Genomic DNA, 23,212 nt, shown 5'->3' with positions numbered 1-23,212 from the left:
CTCCCAGCCCCCGCGCCTCACTTCACCAGCAGCATGGTACGGGTTTCTACGTAAGCTCCAGCCCGAAGCTGGTATAGATAGAGGCCTGCTGGCAGGTCGCGGGCATCAAAGCGCACCTGGTGTGTGCCTGCTTCGAGCAACGCGTCCTGAACCAGCGTAGCGACCTCTTGGCCCAGGAGGTTATAGACCGTCAGCGTAACACGGGTAGGCTGCGGCAGCGAAAAGGCAAGCGTAGTGCTGTTGCGGAAGGGGTTAGGATAGTTGGCATGGAGCAGAAAACGCTCGGGCCGACTGCCCAGGCTGCCCTGACGGATGCCCGTTGGCGTCAGGACATTGCCGCCAATGCGTACGATGCTGACGTCGTCCCAGTAGGTAGTGCCGGTGAAAGCATGCCAGTAGCGCAAACGCAACTCCATCCCCACCGCCCCAGCCTTCGGATACAACACAAACGCATACTGACGCCAACCCGACGAATCCACCCGCTCCGCCAACGGAATCACCTGATCGTTATAATCCCCATTCAAACGAATATCCACCCCACCAATCTCTCCCCAACCCGCCGCACCACTCTCCATCTGATTATACCACAACGCCGTCAACCCAATATTGTAATTACCCAAACCAATCGAATCCGGATTACCTACCCCCTCATACCGCACCCAAAAACTCACCAACACCGGCTCCCCAGCAACCACCGGAACCCGCTCACTGATCGCCACCGCCTCGTACTGCGCCGTACCCTGCAAATCCTCTATCCGCAACGCCCGCTGACCACTACGCACCGAAGCCCCCGTCACCGTCACCGCAAACTCCTGACCCTCAGGCCAAACCTCCAAACCCCGCGGAAAATCCGGCCACCAATAATACCAACCCCCACTGACATCCATGTTCGCATTAAAGAAATCCCCCTCCCAACCCGGCGCCCCAGCATCCACCTTCCGCACAAACACATCGTCCAAATACACCACCCCCGTAGCCTGCGAACCCTTCCGAAACACAATCCGCACACTCGCCGCATCCTCCGGCAACACCAACGACCCCAACGACGCATTGTCTATCCGTACCCAACCGTTCGTCGACGCCTCCTGCTGCGGCACATCCAACACCAACGGCCCTCCCAGCAAATCCTGACCCTGGGCATTGTAAAACTCAAAAACCAACTGAAACTTCTCCTCCTCCGTCTGCGGATTTACATTCACCCCCTCGGTCCATACCCAACCCCCCACCAACAACTCCAAATTCCCCGCAATCCGCGGCGTCCAGTTCCGAACCGCCTCATCCTGAATCCATGCCGACGAACCCGACCCCGAAAGCTTCAAACTCCACTCCGGCGTGCGCGAACGCTCCCGCGTCCACTCCGCACCCAAACCCTCCGCCCGCCAATAACTCGGAACACCCAACTCAAATCCCCCATCCGAAAGCAAATTAGGTAGTGCCGCGAGCACCTGGGAAACGGGCGCAATGAAGACGTCGTCCCAGTAGGTAGTGCCGGTGAAAGCATGCCAGTAGCGCAAACGCAACTCCATCCCCACCGCCCCAGCCTTCGGATACAACACAAACGCATACTGACGCCAACCCGACGAATCCACCCGCTCCGCCAACGGAATCACCTGATCGTTATAATCCCCATTCAAACGAATATCCACCCCACCAATCTCTCCCCAACCCGCCGCACCACTCTCCATCTGATTATACCACAACGCCGTCAACCCAATATTGTAATTACCCAAACCAATCGAATCCGGATTACCTACCCCCTCATACCGCACCCAAAAACTCACCAACACCGGCTCCCCAGCAACCACCGGAACCCGCTCACTGATCGCCACCGCCTCGTACTGCGCCGTACCCTGCAAATCCTCTATCCGCAACGCCCGCTGACCACTACGCACCGAAGCCCCCGTCACCGTCACCGCAAACTCCTGACCCTCAGGCCAAACCTCCAAACCCCGCGGAAAATCCGGCCACCAATAATACCAACCCCCACTGACATCCATGTTCGCATTAAAGAAATCCCCCTCCCAACCCGGCGCCCCAGCATCCACCTTCCGCACAAACACATCGTCCAAATACACCACCCCCGTAGCCTGCGAACCCTTCCGAAACACAATCCGCACACTCGCCGCATCCTCCGGCAACACCAACGACCCCAACGACGCATTGTCTATCCGTACCCAACCGTTCGTCGACGCCTCCTGCTGCGGCACATCCAACACCAACGGCCCTCCCAGCAAATCCTGACCCTGGGCATTGTAAAACTCAAAAACCAACTGAAACTTCTCCTCCTCCGTCTGCGGATTTACATTCACCCCCTCGGTCCATACCCAACCCCCCACCAACAACTCCAAATTCCCCGCAATCCGCGGCGTCCAGTTCCGAACCGCCTCATCCTGAATCCATGCCGACGAACCCGACCCCGAAAGCTTCAAACTCCACTCCGGCGTGCGCGAACGCTCCCGCGTCCACTCCGCACCCAAACCCTCCGCCCGCCAATAACTCGGAACACCCAACTCAAATCCCCCATCCGAAAGCAAATTCATAGGCGAATCGGCTGTCAGCCGATCCAGCAGCGTCTGCTGTCCCTTTGCAGACCAGTTTCCTATACCTAGGCATAGCAGGCTAAGCCCAATCACTCGGCCTGCTTGTCGTAGCAGTGTACCCATGGCTGTTCTTGGTTGGTGAATGGCTTATGCGAACCCGCTGCCGGAACGCGAAGCGGTTCCACCAAGGCATCGGGAAAGGCTTTATTGCTCTTGCCTAAGTTCTTGGGCGCATCGACGAAGCACGCACGACCAGTTCCGTAGGCACAACGATGGTGTGCTGGCCGCGGGCGTAGGGCCGCCGCGCTTGCGCGGGTTCAAGCAGCTCCACCAGATGACGCATGGCCAGCTCACCTAGCTGCTCTTTGTAAACCCGCACGCTGGTCAGCGGCACTGGCGCTTGCGCTGCACCCTGCACGTCATCAAATCCGACCAGCGCCATATCGTCGGGCACCCGCAGTCCAGCTTGGGTAAGCGCATCCATTAGACCTAGCGCTAAGGCGTCATTCGCACAAAAAACCGCTGTTGGACGCTCGGGTAAGTCCAGCAGCCGTGCGCCCAGACGCTGCCCCGTGACCCGCGTCGGCTCGGCCTCGGGGTCGACCACCACCAAAGCAGGGTCAAAGGCCAAACCCGCACGAACCAGCGCAATCCGATACCCTTCCAAACGATGAGCAATGCTGGGGTGACCCAAATCCGCACCAACAAATGCTATCCGTCGATATCCCTGCTGCAGCAGATGCTCTACGGCTACACGCGCTCCCCCTTGGTTATCAATGACTACCGCCGGCAACCCAACCGCTTCATAGTCGATCAGCACCACCGGTACTTCCAGTGTCTGCACCTCTGCTAAAAAATCCTCGCTCACTTTACCTGCCACCAGCAAGCCGTCAATGCTACGCTCCCGCAAAAAACGCGGCGTGTCCTCCCCTTTCCGATAGGCCCGAGGAATAGTGGTCAACAACACGTACAGGTTATGCAACCGCGCCTCGAACTCCGTACCTAGGAAAATATAAGTGTAAAACGGTTCACTGCGGGTAAAGTGATCCTCCCGGAGCACAAAACCAACGTTGCCGGTGCGCTGTAGCGACAGGTCTCGCGCTGCACGTGAGGGTTTGTACCCCAAAGCTTGGGCAACCTCAAGCACCCGTTGACGGGTAGCCTCACTCACATTGCCTTTGTTGTTTAGCACCAGCGAAACAGTCGAAATCGAGACATTGGCCGCACGCGCCACATCCCGAATCGTGCTTCGCGATGTACCCATAGACTTCTTTTGTTTATCGAACCGCTTTACTAAAGTAAACGCTCTTTTTTTATGTTGTCAAGGGGAAAAATTTGTCTCCTTACCTATCCTGGTGTAACCTGCTTTCCGCGGCCTCCGTTAAATGTTTTGTCATTTAGGCACGCTGCTAAGGTCGTCCATGCGTATCCGTTTAGCCCGAAATGCGCACGAGGTTGCCCGATGCTTTCCCGTACTGACCCAACTGCGTCCCCACCTCTCTCCAGAGGACTTCGCGCAACGCTTGCCTCGCCTGCGCCGGCAGGGCTATCGTTTGGCCTATCTAGAAGATCGGGGACACGTATGTGCCGTGGCTGGCTTCCGCATCCTAGAAATGTGGTCGCGTGGCCGTTTTCTCTATGTTGACGACTTGGTGACAGAGGCCTCGCAGCGGAGTCGCGGCTATGGAGCTGCCCTTTTAGCTTGGCTGGTGCAATATGCCCGTAGGCATGGCTGCCAACGATTGGACCTCGACTCTGGCGTGGAGCGTTCTGCTGCCCACCGTTTCTATGAGCGCTGTGGCCTTCAGGTTGTTGCCTTGCACTTTGCACAGCCCATAAGAAAAGATGACCGCGAACCCTGATTTCAAGCAGCTTGCGCAAGTGCGCTTTTCGCGATTTGCCGAGCACTATGTGCACAGCCCGGAACTGGCGTCACAGGATGATCTAGCACGCCTTTTGGCGATCGCTCAGCCCCAGTCGCACTGGCACGTGCTGGACGTCGCCACAGGAGGTGGGCACACGGCCGCAGCTTTTGCCCCTTACGTGACTCACGTTTGGGCTACGGATCTAGTCCCAGCCATGCTTCAGGCAGCTCAGGCCCACTTTGAGCGTCTAGGCTTGACGAACGTGTCGTTTCTTGTGGCCGATGCCGAAGCTTTGCCGTTTCCAGATGCCTCCTTCGACTTGGTGACGTGCCGCATCGCTCCGCATCATTTTCCCAATGTGTCCTGCTTTCTTCAGGAAGCAGCCCGCGTGCTTAGGCCTGGCGGTCTATTGCTCCTTCAAGATCATCTGCTTCCGGAAAACGAGGCCTGGGGAGAGGCTATCGATGCGTTTGAACGGCTGCGCGATCCTAGCCATCATCGGGCTTACAGCGCTACGCAATGGCAAGCCCTGGTGGAAGCAGCCGGGCTTTGGGTTGAGCACCTAGAAACATTAACCAAAGTGCATCCTTTTGAAGCGTGGGCCGATCGTCAAGGCTGCTCAGCAGAGCTCAAGGCAAAGCTTATCGCTTGGATGAAAACAGCCCCACCAGGTGTGCAAGACTGGATGCAGCCCAAAGCATGGGGCACACCAGAAGCCACGTTTCTAGGCCATTATGTTATCCTTTCTGCTCGCAAACCTGGCAGCGCCTAGCCAGCCGCGCGCAGCACGTCGAGTGCTAGACGGTTGTACACGCGTCGGTTGCTCAGGAGTCCAATGCCCAGCGTAAGCCCAGCGGCGCCCAATAATGCCACAGGCAGTACCCAAAGCGGCTCTGCAGGGGCTGTATCAAACACGCCTGCAGCCAACAGCGTAGCCGATCCACTGGCTAGCAAGACACCCGCTAGGGCTGCCAGCGTGCCCAGCAGTCCGTATTCCACCATCGTTATCTGAAGCACTTGACGCCGCGAAGCTCCCAACGTTTTGAGCAGGATGGTCTCTTCTTCGCGAGCCACCCGGCTAACGGTTGTTGCACCTAGGAGCACGATGATACCGGTCAACACGCTAAAAAGCGCCATGAAATGGAGTACCCGGGCCACCTGTTGGAAAATCTCATCGGCTACCTGCAGCACCAAGCGCAGGTCGATGGTCGAGACGCTTGGAAAGGCCTCAACGGCTGCACGCTGCACCTGGGGTGCAGCTTCACCGGCCTGCACGAGCAGGACATACATCTGCGGTGCCGCTTCAAGTACGCCGCGCGGGAAAAGCACGAAAAAGTTCGTCCGAAAACGCCGCCAGTCCACCCGTCGAAGGCTTCCCACCACCGTAGGGATTTCCACACCTTGCACATCCCAGACCAGTGTATCCCCCAGCGTCACGCCCAGCGCTGCAGCAATTTCTTCCTCAAGCGACACAGGCGGCATAGCTGTACCTGGGGCTACAACCGGGGTAAAGGCACCTGCAACCAGGGTTTCCGTATCGGTCAGGTGATCCCGATACGACGAGCGGTATTCGCGTCGGAAGGCCCATCCCAGCCGAACGGTTGTATCAGCCAGTTGGTCAGCAATACGACGCCCATTGACTGCGGCCAGACGCATAGTAACAATCGGCACTTCTTCAACTACCGAGAGGCCATAGGCTTCTATGAGCTGGCGTAGGCTGTCGCGCTGATCGGGTTGCACATCGAAAAACACCAGGTCGGGCCGACCAGGGCCACCTGCTTGTCGCACTTGTACCAGCAGGGTCTGCTCGATCAGCAGCACGAGCACCACCAGGAATGTCCCTAGCCCAAGAGCCAGCATCAGTACCGACGTTTGGTTGTTTGGCCGGTACAGGTTAGCCACCCCTTGCCGGAGTACATAGGGCCAGTAAGTGGGCATGATGCGCCGCAATAGGCTGGTCAGGCCACGGGCTAGCAGGACAAGCCCGCCCAAAACGAGTATGAGTCCCAATGCATAGGCAACCCCCATCCACGGCTCCGGGGCTTCTGCTATGGCAAAAGCTGTCAGTCCTGCTAGTAGGACTAGCCAAGCACCTCGGTAGAGCCAGTCGCGCTTGACCGGCACTGGATCAACCGAGGCTTGCAACGCCCGCAGTGGCGTCACCCGTCGCACCGGAAGCAGCGGCAGCAAGGCAAAAAGCAAGGTAAAAACAGGACCGCCAACCAACCCCAGCAGTACTGCTGAACGCTCGATTTCTAGGGTAACTTCGAGGGGCAAAAAATTGACCAAAAGGCGCGCAAGCAGCGCTTGCACGCCCAAGCCCAGCAGCGTTCCCAGCAACCCGGCAACTGCACCCATAGCCAATGCCTGCAAAAGGTAGACGCTAAAGGTTGCCCAAGGTGTTGCCCCTAAGCATCTGAGCACAGCCACTTGGTCAAGACGCTGCCGAACGTACACATGTACCGCACTGCCTATACCAATACCCCCCAAAATCAGCGCAATAAAGCCAATGAGTCCTAGGAAACGGTACAGGTTGCGCAATACCTCATCCCAGTTTTCTCGGATTTCCTCTACCGTATCAACGCCAACGCGCAGCGGCCGCAAGCGGTCGCGCAACGCTTTACCCAAAGCTTCAGCGTCTCTGCCGTCATCAAATCGAAAGTAGATCGCATATTCTGCCCGGCTGCCAAAGCCAAGCAGTAGCGTATCGAGCATTGCCAGCGGCACGTACACACGTGGGGCGGCCAAAGCCATAATGGCCGACTCGGAGGGCGTTTGCACCAGACGCCCAAGGATAGGATAGCTTCGTCGACCAATGCGTACCGAGTCGCCTACGCGCACGCCGTAAGCGTCGAGCAGTGAGCCATCGACCAGCGCACCGCCTTCCTGCAGGTAACGGTCGGCTGCTTCGGGCGGATCGGTCTGCATCTGTCCATAAAGCGGCCAAGGGCCCCCAACCGCCCGTACGGAAACGAGACGTACATGGCCAGTACGCGGGAAGTAGGCCATCGAGGTCAAGTAAACTACCTGGGCCTGCTGCCCTCCAATCGTGTCAAGCAGTAGGCTCAGGTCATCAAAGGGTGCATCGCGCTCCAGCCGTAAATCAGCTCCAAGGAGTGCGCGTGCCTGCGCATCTACCCCTTTACGTAAGTTTGCCCCCACACCATGCAGGGCAACCAGTGCGGCAATGCCCAGCACCATAGCCGATACAAAAAGCAGCAGGCGATGCCGGCTCCCCCGACTGTCGCGCCAAGCCATGCGTAGCGCCCAGCTAAGCGAAAAGGTTGCTTGTTCAGCCATGCTGTGCAGCCCGAAGTGTTGTGCGGTGGAGCACGTCGGCCGTCATACGTCCAGCACGTAGCTGCAGGATGCGTCCGGTCCGTTGCGCCAGTTCCAGGTTATGGGTAACGATAACCAGCGTCGTGCCTGCTGTGGCATTGAGCTCAAACAGCAGAGCTTCGATAACAGCGCCGGTCTCTGCGTCTAGGTTGCCTGTAGGTTCGTCAGCAAATAGGATGCGCGGCTGATTCATAAACGCTCGGGCCAGCGCTACCCTTTGCTGCTCTCCTCCAGAAAGCTGCCGTGGGTAGTGGTGCATTCGATCGGCAAGCCCTACCCGTTCGAGCAACGCCATGGCACGTTGGCGCGCCTTACGGTCGCCCTGTAGCTCAGCCGGCACCATTACGTTCTCCAGCGCCGTCAGCGTAGGCAAGAGCTGGAAGGTCTGAAAGACAAATCCCACCAACCGATTACGCAGAGCAGCCCGCGCATCTTCGTTGAGCACGGTTAGATCATGACCGTCCAGCCACACCTTTCCCGACGTAGGCAGGTCCAGTCCGGCACACAAGCCCAGCAAGGTCGTTTTACCGCTGCCCGAAGGACCCACAATCGCGCAGGTTTCGCCTTCAGTCACGCTAAATGAAACGTCCTCTAAAACGGTCAGCACCCGCGAGCCGCTCTGGAAGGTTTTGGTCAGATGCGCAACCTGTAACATCATGATATCGACATGGGCCGTAAAGTGTCTGTTATAACGCTTTGGCTTCTGATAGTTCTGGGGATAGCAGCTTGCCGCCGGGCTTCAGGACCTGCCGTGCAGTCCGAAACACAGACCGATACCCTGGCAACGCAACCTACCGATACGCTGCAAACCAGGCAGGTGATCACGGTGCTTGTGCTGGGCAACAGCCTGGCAGCTGGCTATGGCCTTTCACCAGCCGAAGCCTTTCCGGCACTGCTCCAACGCAAGGTCGATTCGCTAGGCTGGCCCGTGCGCATCCTCAATGCTGGCGTTAGTGGCGAAACATCGGCCGGAGGCCTGCGCCGCATCGACTGGCTCCTCCGAGAACGCATCGATATCCTTATCCTGGAGTTAGGGGCCAACGACGGCCTGCGCGGCATTGATCCAGAGATCACGCGACGTAATCTGCAAGGCATCATCGACAAAGTGCGGGATCGCTATCCAGAAGCGGACATTATCTTAGCCGGTATGCAGATGCCCCCAAACTTGGGCCCAGACTACACTGCGGCATTTCAGGCAATTTATCCCGATTTGGCTCGGGCAAACCGTGCACACCTGATTCCTTTCCTGCTTGAGGGCGTGGGCGGCGTCCCAGAGCTGAACCAAGCTGACGGGATCCATCCTAAGGCCCAGGGCCAGCGTATTGTAGCCGAAAATGTTTGGCGCGTTTTGCGCCCGGTTCTGGAAGCACGCCTCGCTACCATTGTTTAAACCCGTGCCTTTTGATGCTGACGCAGGTAGTCCATCTCGGCTTTGAGCCTAAATGCTTAGCGCCCGCGTGTTGTGGAGCTTTTGCAGTCGCAGCGGTGCTGTTCTCCGAGTGTCTTAGATCACAGGAAGGGTAAGCACTACATGGTGGCTAGCGCCATCCTGAACTAGGGGAATCCGCACGTGGGTTGACGCAAAACGCAAAGCTTGGCCATCCAGCCAGACGTGGGGTTGTGTGCCTTCGCGACGGGCCTCGATGTGGTATTCTGTGTTACTTTGGGGGTGCCGATAGGTGAGCCGATAGCCTGGCCATGCCTTGGGCCAGCTTAGGCGCAACGTCAGCCAGCGACCTGCCTCGATGCCAAAGCCGATGATCTCTTCAAGGAGCACGCGGTACATCCAGCCCGCCGATCCAGTATACCAGGTCCAGCCGCCACGTCCTGTGTGCGGCGGTTCGGCATAAATGTCGGCTGCTAAAACATAGGGTTCTACTTGGTAGCACCCGAGGTCGTCGGGTGTTTTTGTCCGCGTTACGGGGCTAATCCACGTCAGCAGCTCGGTCGCCCGATCCAGCTGTCCCATCCGGGCCAGTGCCTGCACAACCCACAAGGCAGCGTGGGTATACTGGCCACCGTTTTCGCGAACGCCGGGGATGTATCCCTGGATGTAGCCTGGATGTGGGTGCATATCCTCAAAAGGTGGGGTCAGTAGCCGCACAAGTCGCGCAGCAGGATCGATCAGATAGGTTTCTACAGCGGCAAATGCCTGCTGTGCGCGTTCGCGTGAAGCTACCCCCGAGAGTACTGCCCATGCCTGAACCAGGGCATCAATTTGGCAAGCTGGTCCTTCCCGAGTGCCTAGCGGGGTTCCATCGTCAAAGTAGGCCCTCCGGTACCAGGCGCCATCCCACCCAGCCGCCTCCAAAGCCTGCCGGAGCTGCTCGCGATGAACCTGGTAGCGAGCTGCCCGCTCCTGTTCACCCCGTTGCTTACACAAGGGAATAAATCCATCCAGCACAGCATAGAGCAAAAATCCTAACCAGACGCTTTCGCCACGCCCTTCGATGCCTATGCGGCTCATGCCGTCATTCCAGTCGCCGCTACCCATAAGGGGCAGGCCGTGCGGGCCTGTTTCTAAGGAGCAATCAATAGCTCGCAGGCAGTGCTCAAAAAATGACGCAACCGGCCCTGCTGTTGGGTGCACGATCTGCTCGGTTACTCCTGGCGGCAGCAGCGGTCCTTGCACGAACGGCACAGGCACCTCCAGCAGTGCTTCATCGCCGGTTACTTGCAGGTAGTGCAGTGCAAGATAGGGAAGCCAGAGCCGGTCATCTGAAAATAGGGTGCGCACGCCTAGGCCTTCGGGATGCCACCAGTGCAGCACGTCGCCCTCGGGGAATTGATGGGCTGCATGCAGCAAAAGCTGCTGTCGCGTCCAATCCGGGCGTACATACACCAAGGCGGCAGCATCTTGCAGCTGGTCCCGAAAGCCAAACGCACCGCCGGCCTGATAGTACGAAGAACGCGCCCAAAGCCGACAACTGACGGTTTGATACAGTAGCCAGCCATTGGCCATCAGATTGAGCGCTGCACAAGGGGTTTGCACCTGGAGATGCCCACGGAGTTCTGCCCAGAACTGCTGCACTTCCGCTAAAGCCTGCGCAACTTGCTCCGGTTGGCTGTAGGCCTGAGCTAAACGTCCAGCCTCGGCTTGGCTTACGGCTTCACCTAGCAAAAAGATGACCTCGGCCTGCGCTCCTGGGCTCAAGGACAACTGCACCTGCAGGGCTGCGCAGGGATCTAGGCTGTCTCCAAAACGAGCCTTAAGATGCCTGTGGTGCGTCAGCGCTTCTGGCGCTTCAGGTCGACCTGCAGCACCAAAAAAGCTGCGGCCGTCGCCGCTAGCCCACACAGCAGCTGCTTCTGGGGCAGCGCAAGCCATAAATGCTACTGGACGGCCTTCTTTTTCCGCCAGGATCATCCGATTCGTCGGGGAGTAGCGGGTGCGTATGCCGGCGCGATCGCTCAGCGTTTCGCCCAACACCCAACGGGCTACATAAAAAACCGAAAGCAGGCGTGGCTGCAGGCTTTGATTGTGCAGGCGCAGGCAAATCAGCTTAACAGGAGCGCCTCGGGGCACAAAGCAGCAAACTTCCTGCGCTAGTGCTTGGCTGTGATGCCGAAAGCGGGTGTAGCCCATGCCATGCGTTACCTCATACGGTGCTGCGACAGGAGCCGGTGCCGGAAGTGGTGACCAATAGACGCCTACCACCTCGTCGCGCAGATACAATGCTTCGCCGCAAGGGTCAGCCACTGGATCGTTGTACCAAGGCGTCAGCCGATTTGTCCGGCTATTTCGCGTCCAGGTGTAGCCTCCCCCCCGCTCGGTCACGATGAAACCCGCCTGTTCGTTAGCCACCACATTCACCCAGGGCATTGGTGGCAGCGCTAGGGTGCCCTCAGTCTTAGGCCTTAAGCGCACCACGTATGCATCGCCCGTCTCTGTAAATCCCCCCCAGCCGTTGTCGTAAACCAGCGGCGCTGTTGGAAGCGGCCCGACGCCTTCCGGTGTTGCGCTTCGATAAGGAGCGGACCGAAAATGCTGCACTGCAGCAAAAATTTTACGGCGTTGTCCTTTGCGCGACGGGCCAAGCTGCGTTAGGCTGCAGCGGAACTGCTCAAGGTGTACGGGCAGTGCATAGTGATCTTCAAGCATGCCCATGCCAAAATGTAATTCTTTGCTGCCTTGAGGCCTAAGCACGATCTGGGTGCGTAAACACAAAATCGGATCAAGCACATTGCCGGTAGTTTCGCTCAGCCGAAACGGTCCTGAGAGCGCCTCCGGTATCCTTAGTGTGTGCCCGCGTCCTAAAAAACGCCGTCGATCGGTCTCCCAGGTTAGTTTGCCCTCGTGACCGTAGATTAAATGGACCAGCGTCCTACTGGGCTCTTCAGGACTGCGCGCGCGGCGCCAAACTGCCAGTCCATCAGGAAGGGCGGCCGTCTGCATAAAAAGCTTCCCAAACGCAGGGTGACATGCGTCAACGTAAGGATCGGCCAGTACAGGCTCGGCATAGCTGGTCACTTCAAGGTGGCGGGTGCAGCTGGTGTGGTTGATGAGCCGCAGCCGCCGCACTTCCATCATTTCGCACAGCCACACCTCCAGCATAAGCTCAAGGCCCCCATCCTGACGCACCAGCCGCCAGCATTCTGGTCCTTGGTAGAGGGTGTACGTTTCCGGCTGCCAGCCGCTTGGACGCAATCCGGCCGACCAGTACCGCCTCGTTTCCAAATCCCGTATGTAGAAAAAATACCCTACTTCTGGCGCAGCCGGATCTGGATGCCAGCGCGTGAGCAGCATTTGTTCCCAGCCTAGACCACCCCCGCCATCATCACCCAAAAAGCTCCAAAGCTTTCCTTGACGGAGCAGCCAACCGCTGCGGTTGATCCAATTGGCCTCATCAAGCCACTGAGGTAAAGCAAACAACATGGGTTTATCCGGCTAGACCACTCCGAAGCAGTACAGGGAGATAAAACCGCTGCAACCCCAGAAACAACAACAGGACTGGCAGGATGGTGACAACCGACCCAGCCATCATCAGCTCGACGTCTTGCACGTGCTCGCCCGCTAAGTTGGCTAATGCAACCGGCAACGTGTAGTGCGTGTGCTGCGTCAGCACTACCAATGGCCACAGAAAGTCATTCCAAGCCCCCAAAAACGTAAGCATCCCAACCGACGCCAGCATGGGACGGCTAAGCGGCAAGGCCACGCGCCAGAAGATTTGAAACTCTGAAGCGCCATCCATTCGCGCAGCTTCAATTAGGCTCAACGGTAAGGTGCGCATAAACTGATACATCAAGAAAATGCCCAGCACGCTGGCCAGGTTAGGCAGGATGACGCCGAGGTACGAATTGATTAGCCCCATAGCCCGCAGCATCAAAAAAAGCGGCAAGATGGTGATGTGGATGGGAATGAGTAAGGCCATAAGCAGCAAGCGCAGCAGCGCTTCCCTACCACGAAAACGCAACACGGCAAAGGCATAGCCTGCCATGGCGTTAAGCAACAGGGCTCCTAGCGTAATACTTCCCGAAATGAGCAGGCTGTTGGCCAAGTAGCGGGCCATGTGAAAGTGGGCAAAAAGGGTTGCGTACTGGACCAGTGTAGGGGTATCGGGCCACAAGGGAACCGGAGAGGTGCTGGCTGCACCAGAAGGCATAAGCGAAACGGCAACCATCCATCCCAGGGGCAGCAGCGTCCACATAGCGAGCAGGACGAGCCCCGCATAGCCCAGAAGGTGATGGCCTAAGCGTATCCAGCGGTAATTCATGACCTATGTTGACGCCAGAGCATCCAGGAAAGGCCGAGCATCAAGACAAACAGCACGAAGGCCAAGGCAGCCGCATAGCCTAATCGCCACCACCGGAAACCCTGCTCGTAGAGCAAAAGCACCAGCGTTAGCGTGGCGTCTAGCGGACCACCCTGCGTCATCACGTACGGCTCGGCAAAAACTTGCAGGTAGCCATTGGCCGTAATGAGTCCAGCCAAGGCAATCATCGGACGGAGGGCAGGCAGCGTCACGTAGCGCAGCTGTTGCCACACGCTGGCCCCGTCCATTCGGGCAGCATCATAAAGCTCTTCAGGGATAGCCTGCAGTGCAGCCAAAAAAATGAGCAAATCATACCCGTAGTTTTTCCACACCGCCATCAAGATGAGTGCGGGAAGTGCCCACTGTGGATCCCCTAGCCAGTCGATGGGTGGCAGCCCTAACCAAGCAAGCGCTTGATTTGCTAAGCCATAGCGCGCGTGCAGGAGGTAACGCCACACGATAGCCACAGCCACTAGCGAAGTCACAACAGGCGCAAAGTAGACCATACGCCAGAAAGCTTTCCAACGCACAAATCGTTGATGAATCCACAAGGCAGCCCCAAGGGCTAAGCAGAGCGTAAGCAGTCCGCCCAGACCCACAAAAATCAGGGTATTTTGCAGTGCTTTCCAAAAGCGCCCGTCTTGCAACAAAGCCAGGTAATTGCGTAATCCTACCCATCGAAGGGCTGCCGGCTCGGCAAAGGTGTAGAGATCAAAATCCGTTAGGCTAAGCATCCAGGCAGCAAGAGCCGGCAAAAACAAAAAAAGCAACACCACCGCCAGCGCTGGGGCTAAAAACCAAGTAGCAGCTCGCAACTCAGTCCAGGAGCGCTTCATCGCGGTACGGTGGCTATCCGACGTCTTTTTTCCAGTATCCGGTCTACCTCCTGATCCAGGCGTGCTAGGGCTTCGTCGAGTCCCAAAAGACCACTTGCCGTGGCTTCGGCGTAGTAATGAATGCGAGCTGCAATCGCTTCCCATTCTGGGACAGCTGGCAACGGCTCGATCCGCTCGAGCTGCTGCCAAAAACCTTCAAGCTGCTGGTCACGCTGCAGGATTGCTTGCTGCCACACCGAGCGACGTGGTGGCAGATTGCCAGTTAGCCTATAAAACTGCAGCTGCACTTCTGGCTGTGCCCAAAACCGCACCAAGGCCCAAGCCGCTTCTAGATTACGGGTATTTTGGAAAATGACCAGGCTTGATCCACCAGCCAACGAAACACCCGGCCCCTCAGGTCCAGGTAGCGGCGCGGTTGCCCAACGCAGCGCCAGTGAATCGGGCAACCGCGCCCGCAACTCTCCCACACTCCAAGGGCCACTCCAAAACATCGCCAGTTGTCCCCGAGCAAACTCATGGTACAGGTTGCCCAGCTGCGTAGCACCAGAGCGCGGGACCAAACGTGCGTCAACCAGATGCACATAAAACGCCAGCGCACGTCGGAAGCGCTCATCCCGGAAGTTGCCGTAACGCCCGTTGCCTCCCAGCAGTGTGGCGCCTTGTTGCAACCCCAGAATGACTACGGGAGACCAATCCGGCAACAATGCCAACGCAAAGCGAGCATTGACCGGAGGTGCCACCAAACGGTGCAAGAGGCGCTCCCAGCCAGCCCAGGTTTGCGGCATGGTGGCATAGCCAGCCTGTTTCAGTAAATCGGTGCGATAAAAAAGGACGCGCGTGTCTACGTACCAAGGAAGACCATACAGCCCTTGGGGTAAGCGGTTGGTTGCCCAGATGCCTGAAAAGTAGTCCGCTGTATCCAGCCGATCCCGAACAACCCACGGCGTTAGCTCCACCAACGCCTGCAGTGCTGCAAACTGGGGCAGCCAGCTATTGCCTATCTGGGCCACATCGGGCAGTTGTCCTCCAACGTAGGCCGTGACAAGTTTTTCGTAAGCTGCCGACCAAGGGATTTGCTGGAGGGAGACCTGGATGCCCGGATGCGCTGCTTCGAAGGATTCAAGCAGGGGAGCTACCTGTGCTCCTTCACGGCCAAAAGCCCAAAAGGTCAGCTGCACGGTCTGCTCCGGTTCATGACAAGCAGCTATTCCGGCTAGGCAAAAAAGGACGACCGCCCTCACCAATGGCGCTTGGGAATATGCCGCACGCGAATAGGGCCAATCGCCCATAGCGCAGCTTGTTATTCCTGTCGGTTGTGAATGACCACGCGCAGTTCAGGCAGGGTTATCTCTTCGAGCCAACCACCGGTAAACCCAGCCCGCTGTAGGCCTTGTACAACGTAAGGGCTCTGACGCATCAGGCGCCAGAGCAATTCACTTCGGTAATTTTCTGCCATAAGCAAGATAGGGCCTTGGTCGATTCCCAGATAATCGGTATCGAACCAACCTAAGCCAGGAATGACCCGTCCATGCTTAAGGGGCACATCGGTCACCTGAAACGTCGGGTTAAACGCGTCCAGAAAGCCGTATTGTCCCCACAGCGCTTCGCCATAGCGTGCCTTCATGGTTTGCAGCGCGGCCAGCGCTAGCTCGGGCGTAAAGGGCAGTGAACCTCCTACAGCTGTAGGGGCAAGAGTCCCATCGTCCAGAACGTAAACCAAACTGGCGCCACGCGCTGCATAGCTTCGAAACGTGCGTTCCTGCCCACTAAGCACCAGCGTGGTATCTATCGGGCCGTCGCAGGCGGTTAGCCCCCATAGGTCGGGACCGTAGCCTTGCCAGCGGCCTGGGTTATCTATGGCGTAAGCACGCTGGGCTAGCGTAGCCCGACGGCTGTTCTCGAAGTAATCGATGCCCTTTTGGCGCATGTAGGCATCCTGAATACCTCGAAAATCAATCCATACATGGCTATACTGATGCGTAAAAAGTGGGCTGTATTGCACAAACGTCTGTCCATAAAACGTCCCCCACTGGTAGGTCTGCGTCCAGGCTTGCCAAGCTTGGGGTGCTACAGGAAACGTCGGTGAGCCCAGCGCCAGCACGTAAAGCAGCATCGCCTCGCTGTAGCCTGTGTAGTCGTGCGTGTGATAACCGCGTTCTGGATACCAACCCATGGCAATGAGCGGTGCCCGCGGCTGCATCCAATCCCACTCTACGCGCTGAAAAAGTGAGTCGGCATAAGCCCGAATAGCCACCTCCAGCGTATCGCTGCCGTCAAAGTAAACCTGCGTAGCTAGCACACCGGCCATCAGCAACGCGGTATCGATCGAGGAAAGCTCGACATCCCGGAAGCGGTGTCCGGTATCCATCTCCAGAAAATGGTAGAAAAACCCCTTGTAGCCAGCCGTACCGGAGGCAGCTGGACCTTGGGGTGCTTCCCATAAAAAGCGCAGTGTGCGATAGATGCGCTCGGCGGCTTGCTGGCGGGTGATGTAGCCGCGCTCTACGCCTACCAGATAACCACTCAGGCCGAACCCGACAGCGGCAATACTTGAAAACGAAGGCGTCGGCCAGCGATCGGGAATCAGTCCGGTCTCCGGATGGGCGGTTTCCCAAAAGAACGCAAACGTACGGGCCTGAAGCGTATCTAAAAACGCATCTGAAGCTTGCGGGCTGTCATGCTCCAGCCTGCAACCCATTCCCCCAAGCCCTACCAAAAGGACGCCAATCCATCCCCATGGAAATCTTTTCATCACCTTGATCGAATTGTACTTTGGGCCAAGACCTCAAATCGGGCTTCGAGGCCTTCTGCCGACGAAGGTCCCACTTGCAGCGTAAACCATCCAGGTTCCACCACCCATCGATTTTCCAAGCCCCAAAAACGCAGGGCTTCGACGGGCAGCTCGAAAGTCACGGTCTTTGTTTCTCCCGGTGCAAGTGCCACGCGCTGAAAGCCTTTGAGCTCACGCACCGGACGGGTGACCGAGGCGGCTTCGTCGCGCACGTAGAGCTGCACTACCTCTTCTCCTGCCCGCGTTCCCGTGTTGGTCACTTCCACGGTAAGGCGCAACGTATCCTGCAAACCTAAGCGGCTAGAGCTCAGGCGCAAATTTCGATAGGCGAACGTGGTATAGGTCAGGCCGTATCCGAAAGGATACAGCGGGCTCCAGTGCACGTCGAGGTACTTTGAGGTGTACTTTTCTTCTGCACGCGGCGGTCGACCCGTTGGTTTATGGTTGTAATAAAGGGGTTCCTGACCGGTTGCCCGTGGGAACGATACCGGTAAGCGGCCACCTGGGCTAGCCCGACCCAAAAGTACATCTGCCACAGCGTTCCCCATCTCAGAGCCCAGAAACCAGGTTTCCAAAATGGCTGGTGCAGCTTCGGCAAGATAAGGAATAGCCAAGGGCCGGCCGTTCATGAGCACCACTACCACGGGCTTCCCTGTCGCCAAGATGCGTCGGGCCAGCGCTTCCTGAGCCCCAGGCAACGCTACCGAAGCCCGACTGGCAGCCTCGCCGCTGAGCTCTCGGTGCTCACCGAGCACTAAGAGGACCACATCGGCCTGCGCTGCTACCGCCACGGCTTCCGCAAACCGACTGGTGTCGGGGCTTAAAGCAGTGGCAACAATTTCCTGAAAACCGCCTGGCGGCGCCTCAGGATAGCCCGGGGCATAGAGTACCCGTGTCTGGGGCAAAGCTGCCCGAAGGCCTTCAAGGATCGTTACGGCCTCGCCTGGCCGACCCGTTGCTGCCCAAGGTCCCAGCACACTCGCTGAATCGGTCGCCAGCGCGCCAATAACGGCCAGCGTACGTAGCGTATCGGCCAAAGGCAGCAGGTTGCCCTCATTCTTAAGCAGCACGATGGCTTTTGTAGCCACTTCACGGGCTAAACGCCGATGCTCCGCGGCCAACAACAACCGCCGCTCACGCTCCGGATCACGGCAATAGCGGTAGGGGTCTTCAAAAAGTCCCAGCCGGTATTTCACCCGAAGCACGCGTCGCACCGCTTCATCCACGACTGCCTCTGGTAGCCGACCCGACCGCACCTCCTCGGCCAGCTTGTGCACGTAAATGCCGCTAACCATGTCCATGTCGACCCCAGCGACAAGCGCTTTACGACCTGCTTCGGCACTGTCGGCCGCAATGCCATGAAAAAGCAATTCCCAGATAGCCGTGTAGTCGCTCACCACCAGACCTTCAAAACCCCACTCCCCCCGAAGTACATCGGTCAACAGCCGCCGATCGGCCGAAGCGGGGATGCCGCCAATCTCGTTAAAGGCCGACATCACAGAAAGGGCCCCTGCCCGAACAGCAGCTTCAAACGGGGGCAGGTAAACCTCCCGAAGCGTACGCTCAGAGAGGTCTACCGTATTGTAGTCTCGACCGCCCTCGGCACCACCATAAGCTACAAAGTGCTTTGCACACGCCATAATGGTGGAGGGCTCGCGCAGATCCTTCCCCTGAAAGCCGCGTACGCGGGCAGCTGCCATGAGCGATCCTAAGTAGGGATCCTCTCCACTGCCTTCTACAATGCGCCCCCAACGTGCATCCCGCGCAATGTCGACCATAGGGGCAAACGTCCAGTGCAGCCCGGCCGCCGAAGCTTCAAGCGCGGCTACACGAGCAGTTTGCTCAGCCAGCTGGGGATCGAACGTGGCTGCTTCGGCCAGGGGTACAGGAAAAATCGTTCGAAAGCCATGAATTACATCCAACGCAAACAGGAGGGGAATGCCTAGCCGGCTTTCCTCAACAGCTTGCCGCTGCAGCGCACAGGTTGCTTCCGCACCAAAAAGATTCATAACAGCCCCAACCCTCCCACGACGCACAGCATCTGGATCAGCAGTCATCACAACCGGTCCTGTTTGCGCCAACCCTCCATTGTAGAGGGTGAGCTGCCCAAGTTTTTCTTCAAGCGTCATGCGGGCCAGCAGCGCTTCGATCAGAGAATCTTCCCGGGCTTTTTCTAGCGACTGGGCCCGAGCCGTCGTAAAGCCAATCAGCGTAAGCAGGAGCACCAGGTACAGGCGCAACATAGGTCATTAGATTTATGGTTTGAGATGAATAAGTAGACAGTTTGCTCGCATCGAGTCCCCACGCAGCTCAAGCAGTAGGGGACCTGCCGGCCAGCTCGTAGCCTCTAGCACCATGTGCTGCAAACCAGATGGTTGCCAATGCGGTGCATAAACCGCCACCACACGTCCCAGCACATCGTACACGGTAACCCGTGCTACCCCTTCTAGAACATACTGCACTTCGAGACGCCGTGTAAACGGATTAGGGAAACACCGGAGCGATTGGGGGTCGCAGGTGCCAAGTGGAGCAGCGGATGTAGATACAGGACGAAAACCTGCCCGTGCTAATCCTTGCACAATGGCTTCGTGCGTCATCATGCGCCGCCAGATGGCACCTGTGCGCAAGTTCTCGATCATGAGCACTATTGGACCCTGATCGATCCCTAGGTAGTCGGTTGCAAACCAGTTTTGCTGCACGTTATAGGCATCCCGAAAACCATAGGGCCCCCATAAGCGGTTGCGGTAACGGCGGTACATGGTGCGCAAAGCCCAGAGGGAGGCTTCTGGTGTGAATACAATTGAACCGGCAGGGGCTGTGGGGGCCAAGGTACCTTCGTCGTTCTGGGGCGGTGGTGCCCCTCGAGCTAGATAACCTCCGGGCACATCCGAAGCCGTCAATCCCCACTCGTCAGCGCCGTAGTTCGGATAACGGTTAGGATTAGCCAGGTGATAAGCCTGCTGGGCTAGCGTAGCCCGACGGCTGTTCTCGAAGTAATCGATGCCCTTTTGGCGCATGTAGGCATCCTGAATGCCCCGAAAGTCAATCCATACATGACTGTATTGGTGTCCAAAAAGGGGTGGAAATTCCACAAAACTGTAGCCGTAGTGCGTAGCCCATCGGTAGGTTTGCGTCCAAGCTTGCCAAGCTGCCGACGGTAAGGAATCTGCGGGAGCGCCAAGGGCCAGCAGATAAAGGATCATGGCCTCGTTGTATCCGGTCCAGTCATAAGGCAGAAAGCCGCTCTCCGGCGTCCATCCCAGTGCCAGTAGCGGCATGCGGGGAGCAAACCAGCGCCAACGGACGCGATGGTACAGCGAGTCGGCCAAGGCACGAATGCGGACTTCTTCTGGCTCCTGACCATCGAAGTACTGCCGCACGTGAAGCACTCCAGCCAGGAGTAGGGCTGTGTCGATCGTAGAGAGTTCAGACTGCCAGGCCCTTTGCCCGCTTTGCATGTCCAGAAAATGATAGAAAAAGCCCTGGTAGCCCGTTGCATTCGAAGCCGCATGCTGAGGTGCCTTCCAGAAAAACTCCAGTGTACGCAGGACCCGCCCGCGCCCCTGGTCCCGAGAAATCCAACCCCGATCAATGCCCACGGTCAACGCCGAAAGCCCAAAACCCACGGCCGCAATGCTGGCTGGACTTTCAGGACGGCTTCGGTCTCGGATAAGGCCATTGGTCGGGTTGGCCTCCTGCCAAAAGTAGGTAAATGCTCGGCGCTGCACGAGCTCCAAAAACGCATCTTCCAGACCGGCTTGAGGGGTAGCCTGAACTGGAGCGCTGTCGGAGCTCACGCGCCCCTGAGCATCCACGCTGCGCAGCACGTAGGTATAGGTCTGGCCGTTACGAACCGCTAGGTCGGCATAATCTTCGGGTGGGACGACTTCGGCCAGCAAGTGAAAAGGCAACGCCTCCTCATCTTGGCGGTAGACACGGTAGCGCACAGCACCAGCTACCGGCTCCCAATAAAGTACGACACTGGAATCGCCGGCCACCGCACGCACGCCTTGGGGCGGTGGCAGTGGCGTCCCTTCAAGATCATGGCTAACAGCTTCAACCCGCCCGATCCACAGCTCACGTAACCCATACGTGGGCTTTGCACCAGCTTGCAGGCGGAAGCCGGCTACGCGAGCAGGATCAAAACGACCCAGGGGGCCAAAATCACTCCAAGCAATCCGGAAAATTTGCCAGCTGTTGGGATCGCTATCGATCCCGTCGTTATCTACAGCCAGCAGGTAGCGATCACCTAGGCTGGGGGGACGGGACGGGGTGCGGATAACTTCTACACGCCACGTAGGGCGCAGCCGACCTGTTTCTGGCTCTGGGGTAAGCACCTCGAAATATTCACCCACTGCGCTGAGCGTCTGATCGCCATTGAGCTCCTGGTATCGAAACGGCAGCTGCGTTCCGGAAAAGGTTTGCACCATAAAACGGGCAGGATGGGCTGGTAAGCCAACAGCTGCCTGCGAGGTATCGAGGGGAGCATCGGCAAACGTGATCCAAAGGTCTTCAGGATAGCCTAAGCGTGGCAACTCAGCCGGAAGCGCCGACACGTAGCGCACCGACAACGCCAGGTCTGTCTGGCTACCGGCCTGCCAGCCGCTACGGACCGCGTTCCATCCTATCCCTGCAGCTGCCCTGAGCGCCACTGTAGCCGTTGCATGGCCTTCTTGATCGATTAGGGCAATTTCAGGCAACCAAACGCCCGGCAGTGCAGCTGGCGCGTTGAGCCACAAGCGAAGCGTGTCGGGCGTTTGCAAGTCGCTTAAGCGCTCAGGCTGATACATGACCAGCTGCCAAAATCCTCCTTCAACATGCTGGAAGACCAGCCGAGCTACTGCTTGTCCATCGGCAAGCGTGCGCAGCGGCAAATATCGGTTGCCAGGACCGCTGAGGACCAAGGTGTCGCCCCCCCAAAAACTGCCCGTTGAAGCAGCTTCATAGGCTGCCCCTGCGGTCCCTTCCCACAGCGTCCATGTGGCCTGTTGGGCCCAAGCAGTGGGCAGCAGTCCTCCCCATACGAGCAGCAAGCCGAGCCATTGCCACATAGACGCGCTTTGTGATTTAATGAGGCTCAAAAGGCAATGCTGGCACTCAACCGGTGAATTGCGCTCAAATGGGCATGGCTAGCCCAGGCATAATCAAACTGAAAGCGCAGCTTCGCTACTTCGTACGACAGACCCATACCCAAGGTTAATCCCAGCTCCGAATCCTGCTCAAAGAGATTTTGATAACCCGCCCGCAAGGCCAACACGTTCATCAACTGCCATTCAGCACCTAGGCTTATGCTTTCGGTGTTGAAACTGGGTTCAAATGCATCGGCAACAAGCAGCAGCTGCTGCCCCGATCCAAGCTCGAGCGGCAACCCCATCCCGACCCGAAACAGGATAGGGAGCTGGTAGCTTTCGGTGTGCAAAGCGGCCGGCAGGTTGCTATTGTCTCCATGGCGATTGGGGTCCTGATCGTAGCGCACACGCAAATCCCTTCCATCATAACGCCCCCGCGTGCCGAAGTTCGATAAGCTGGCGCCCAAATAAGCCCGAAAGGGCAGCTCGTAAAACACGCCTACATCCAAGGCCAACGCTGAGAGGCTACTATGCCAGATCGTCTCGTGTAGCCACTTAACCTGCACGCCTGCGCTAAAGCGGTCCGTCAAGCGGCGGCTGAAGCCCAACCCCAACACCAGCTGCTCGACCGTGAAGCGCTCACCCGTACCCAGCGGCTGCTCAACCGTGCGCACCTCCATTTCGCCCGAGTTTAGCGTAGTAAGTGCCAGCGAAAGCGCACTAGACCCTAACTGCACCAAAGCTGTTGTATACGTGTAGTTCAAATCGGCCAACCAGCGGCTATAGGTTATGGCAACGGCCGAGCGTTCCAACGTAGCTGGGAGTCCTGGATTAAAGTACAAACCAAAGGCATCGACCGTTACGGTGACACCTGCGTTTCCCATAGCTGCCGCGCGTGCACTGGGCTCAATTAAAAGCACTTGCCCGATCGTGGTAGCCACTTTCGTCTGCGCCAAGGCACTCAAGCTGCTCAGCATCAGCCCTCCTGCCAGAGCAATCCAATAGCCACGCTTCATAAG

General features: G+C 57.8%; 15 protein-coding genes. 3 read left to right on the top strand and 12 right to left on the bottom strand.

Features of this window, described 5'->3' with window-relative positions:
• Positions 1-17 precede the first annotated feature (17 nt).
• Both J8E65_RS07985 and J8E65_RS07980 read right to left on the bottom strand, forming a co-directional pair.
• On the bottom strand, positions 18-2,663 hold the full coding sequence (locus J8E65_RS07985) for a T9SS type A sorting domain-containing protein (RefSeq protein WP_210375231.1): 2,646 nt from the start codon (positions 2,661-2,663) through the stop codon (positions 18-20).
• A gap of 94 nt (positions 2,664-2,757) precedes the next feature.
• Positions 2,758-3,804 (bottom strand): LacI family DNA-binding transcriptional regulator, encoded by a 1,047-nt coding sequence (locus tag J8E65_RS07980; protein WP_210375230.1) that lies wholly within the window; start codon positions 3,802-3,804, stop codon positions 2,758-2,760.
• Positions 3,805-3,961: 157 nt separating this feature from the next.
• Here J8E65_RS07980 and J8E65_RS07975 point away from each other — a divergent pair, with 157 nt between their 5' ends.
• Both J8E65_RS07975 and J8E65_RS07970 read left to right on the top strand, forming a co-directional pair.
• Positions 3,962-4,402 carry a GNAT family N-acetyltransferase gene (locus tag J8E65_RS07975; protein ID WP_210375229.1) on the top strand — a complete coding sequence of 147 codons (441 nt, stop codon included), beginning with the start codon at positions 3,962-3,964 and terminating at the stop codon, positions 4,400-4,402.
• Positions 4,386-5,177 (top strand): class I SAM-dependent methyltransferase, encoded by a 792-nt coding sequence (locus tag J8E65_RS07970; RefSeq protein ID WP_210375228.1) that lies wholly within the window; start codon positions 4,386-4,388, stop codon positions 5,175-5,177. Before J8E65_RS07975 ends, J8E65_RS07970 begins: the two co-directional genes overlap by 17 nt.
• On the opposite strand, the gene J8E65_RS07965 is transcribed toward J8E65_RS07970, so the two are convergent.
• Complete coding sequence (locus J8E65_RS07965; RefSeq protein ID WP_210375227.1) at positions 5,174-7,705, bottom strand: ABC transporter permease; 2,532 nt, start codon at positions 7,703-7,705, stop codon at positions 5,174-5,176. The genes J8E65_RS07970 and J8E65_RS07965 overlap by 4 nt on opposite strands.
• A complete protein-coding gene (locus J8E65_RS07960; RefSeq protein ID WP_210375446.1) occupies positions 7,698-8,399 on the bottom strand; it encodes an ABC transporter ATP-binding protein in 702 nt (233 codons plus the stop codon). Before J8E65_RS07960 ends, J8E65_RS07965 begins: the two co-directional genes overlap by 8 nt.
• A 12-nt stretch (positions 8,400-8,411) precedes the next feature.
• Here J8E65_RS07960 and J8E65_RS07955 point away from each other — a divergent pair, with 12 nt between their 5' ends.
• The gene (locus tag J8E65_RS07955) at positions 8,412-9,134 is read left to right on the top strand and encodes an arylesterase (protein WP_210375226.1); all 723 of its coding nucleotides are present in this window, start codon (positions 8,412-8,414) and stop codon (positions 9,132-9,134) included.
• 114 nt (positions 9,135-9,248) lie between these two features.
• Here the strand turns inward: J8E65_RS07955 and J8E65_RS07950 are convergent, their stop codons facing one another.
• The 8 genes from J8E65_RS07950 to J8E65_RS07915 all read right to left on the bottom strand — a co-directional run bounded on the left by J8E65_RS07950 (position 9,249) and on the right by J8E65_RS07915 (position 23,209).
• Positions 9,249-12,620, bottom strand: coding sequence for a GH36-type glycosyl hydrolase domain-containing protein (locus J8E65_RS07950; RefSeq protein WP_210375225.1), 3,372 nt, complete (start codon positions 12,618-12,620; stop codon positions 9,249-9,251).
• 4 nt (positions 12,621-12,624) lie between these two features.
• Positions 12,625-13,458, bottom strand: coding sequence for a carbohydrate ABC transporter permease (locus J8E65_RS07945; protein WP_210375224.1), 834 nt, complete (start codon positions 13,456-13,458; stop codon positions 12,625-12,627).
• Positions 13,455-14,333, bottom strand: a complete 879-nt coding sequence (locus J8E65_RS07940) for a carbohydrate ABC transporter permease (protein WP_210375223.1) — start codon at positions 14,331-14,333, stop codon at positions 13,455-13,457. Before J8E65_RS07940 ends, J8E65_RS07945 begins: the two co-directional genes overlap by 4 nt.
• Positions 14,330-15,511 carry an extracellular solute-binding protein gene (locus tag J8E65_RS07935; protein WP_210375222.1) on the bottom strand — a complete coding sequence of 394 codons (1,182 nt, stop codon included), beginning with the start codon at positions 15,509-15,511 and terminating at the stop codon, positions 14,330-14,332. Before J8E65_RS07935 ends, J8E65_RS07940 begins: the two co-directional genes overlap by 4 nt.
• A gap of 122 nt (positions 15,512-15,633) precedes the next feature.
• A complete protein-coding gene (locus J8E65_RS07930; protein WP_210375221.1) occupies positions 15,634-17,085 on the bottom strand; it encodes a glucoamylase family protein in 1,452 nt (483 codons plus the stop codon).
• The gene (bglX, locus tag J8E65_RS07925; RefSeq protein ID WP_210375220.1) at positions 17,085-19,367 is read right to left on the bottom strand and encodes a beta-glucosidase BglX; all 2,283 of its coding nucleotides are present in this window, start codon (positions 19,365-19,367) and stop codon (positions 17,085-17,087) included. Before bglX ends, J8E65_RS07930 begins: the two co-directional genes overlap by 1 nt.
• Before the next feature lie 12 nt (positions 19,368-19,379).
• Positions 19,380-22,175 carry a glucoamylase family protein gene (locus J8E65_RS07920; protein ID WP_210375219.1) on the bottom strand — a complete coding sequence of 932 codons (2,796 nt, stop codon included), beginning with the start codon at positions 22,173-22,175 and terminating at the stop codon, positions 19,380-19,382.
• 26 nt (positions 22,176-22,201) lie between these two features.
• Positions 22,202-23,209 carry a PorV/PorQ family protein gene (locus J8E65_RS07915; RefSeq protein WP_210375218.1) on the bottom strand — a complete coding sequence of 336 codons (1,008 nt, stop codon included), beginning with the start codon at positions 23,207-23,209 and terminating at the stop codon, positions 22,202-22,204.
• Between the last annotated feature and the right edge of the window lie 3 nt (positions 23,210-23,212).

Origin of the sequence: Rhodothermus bifroesti, assembly GCF_017908595.1 — a bacterium.
Classification (GTDB): domain Bacteria; phylum Bacteroidota; class Rhodothermia; order Rhodothermales; family Rhodothermaceae; genus Rhodothermus; species Rhodothermus bifroesti.
Note: the sequence above shows the minus strand (reverse complement) of the source record. Positions and strands in the feature narration are given on the sequence as shown.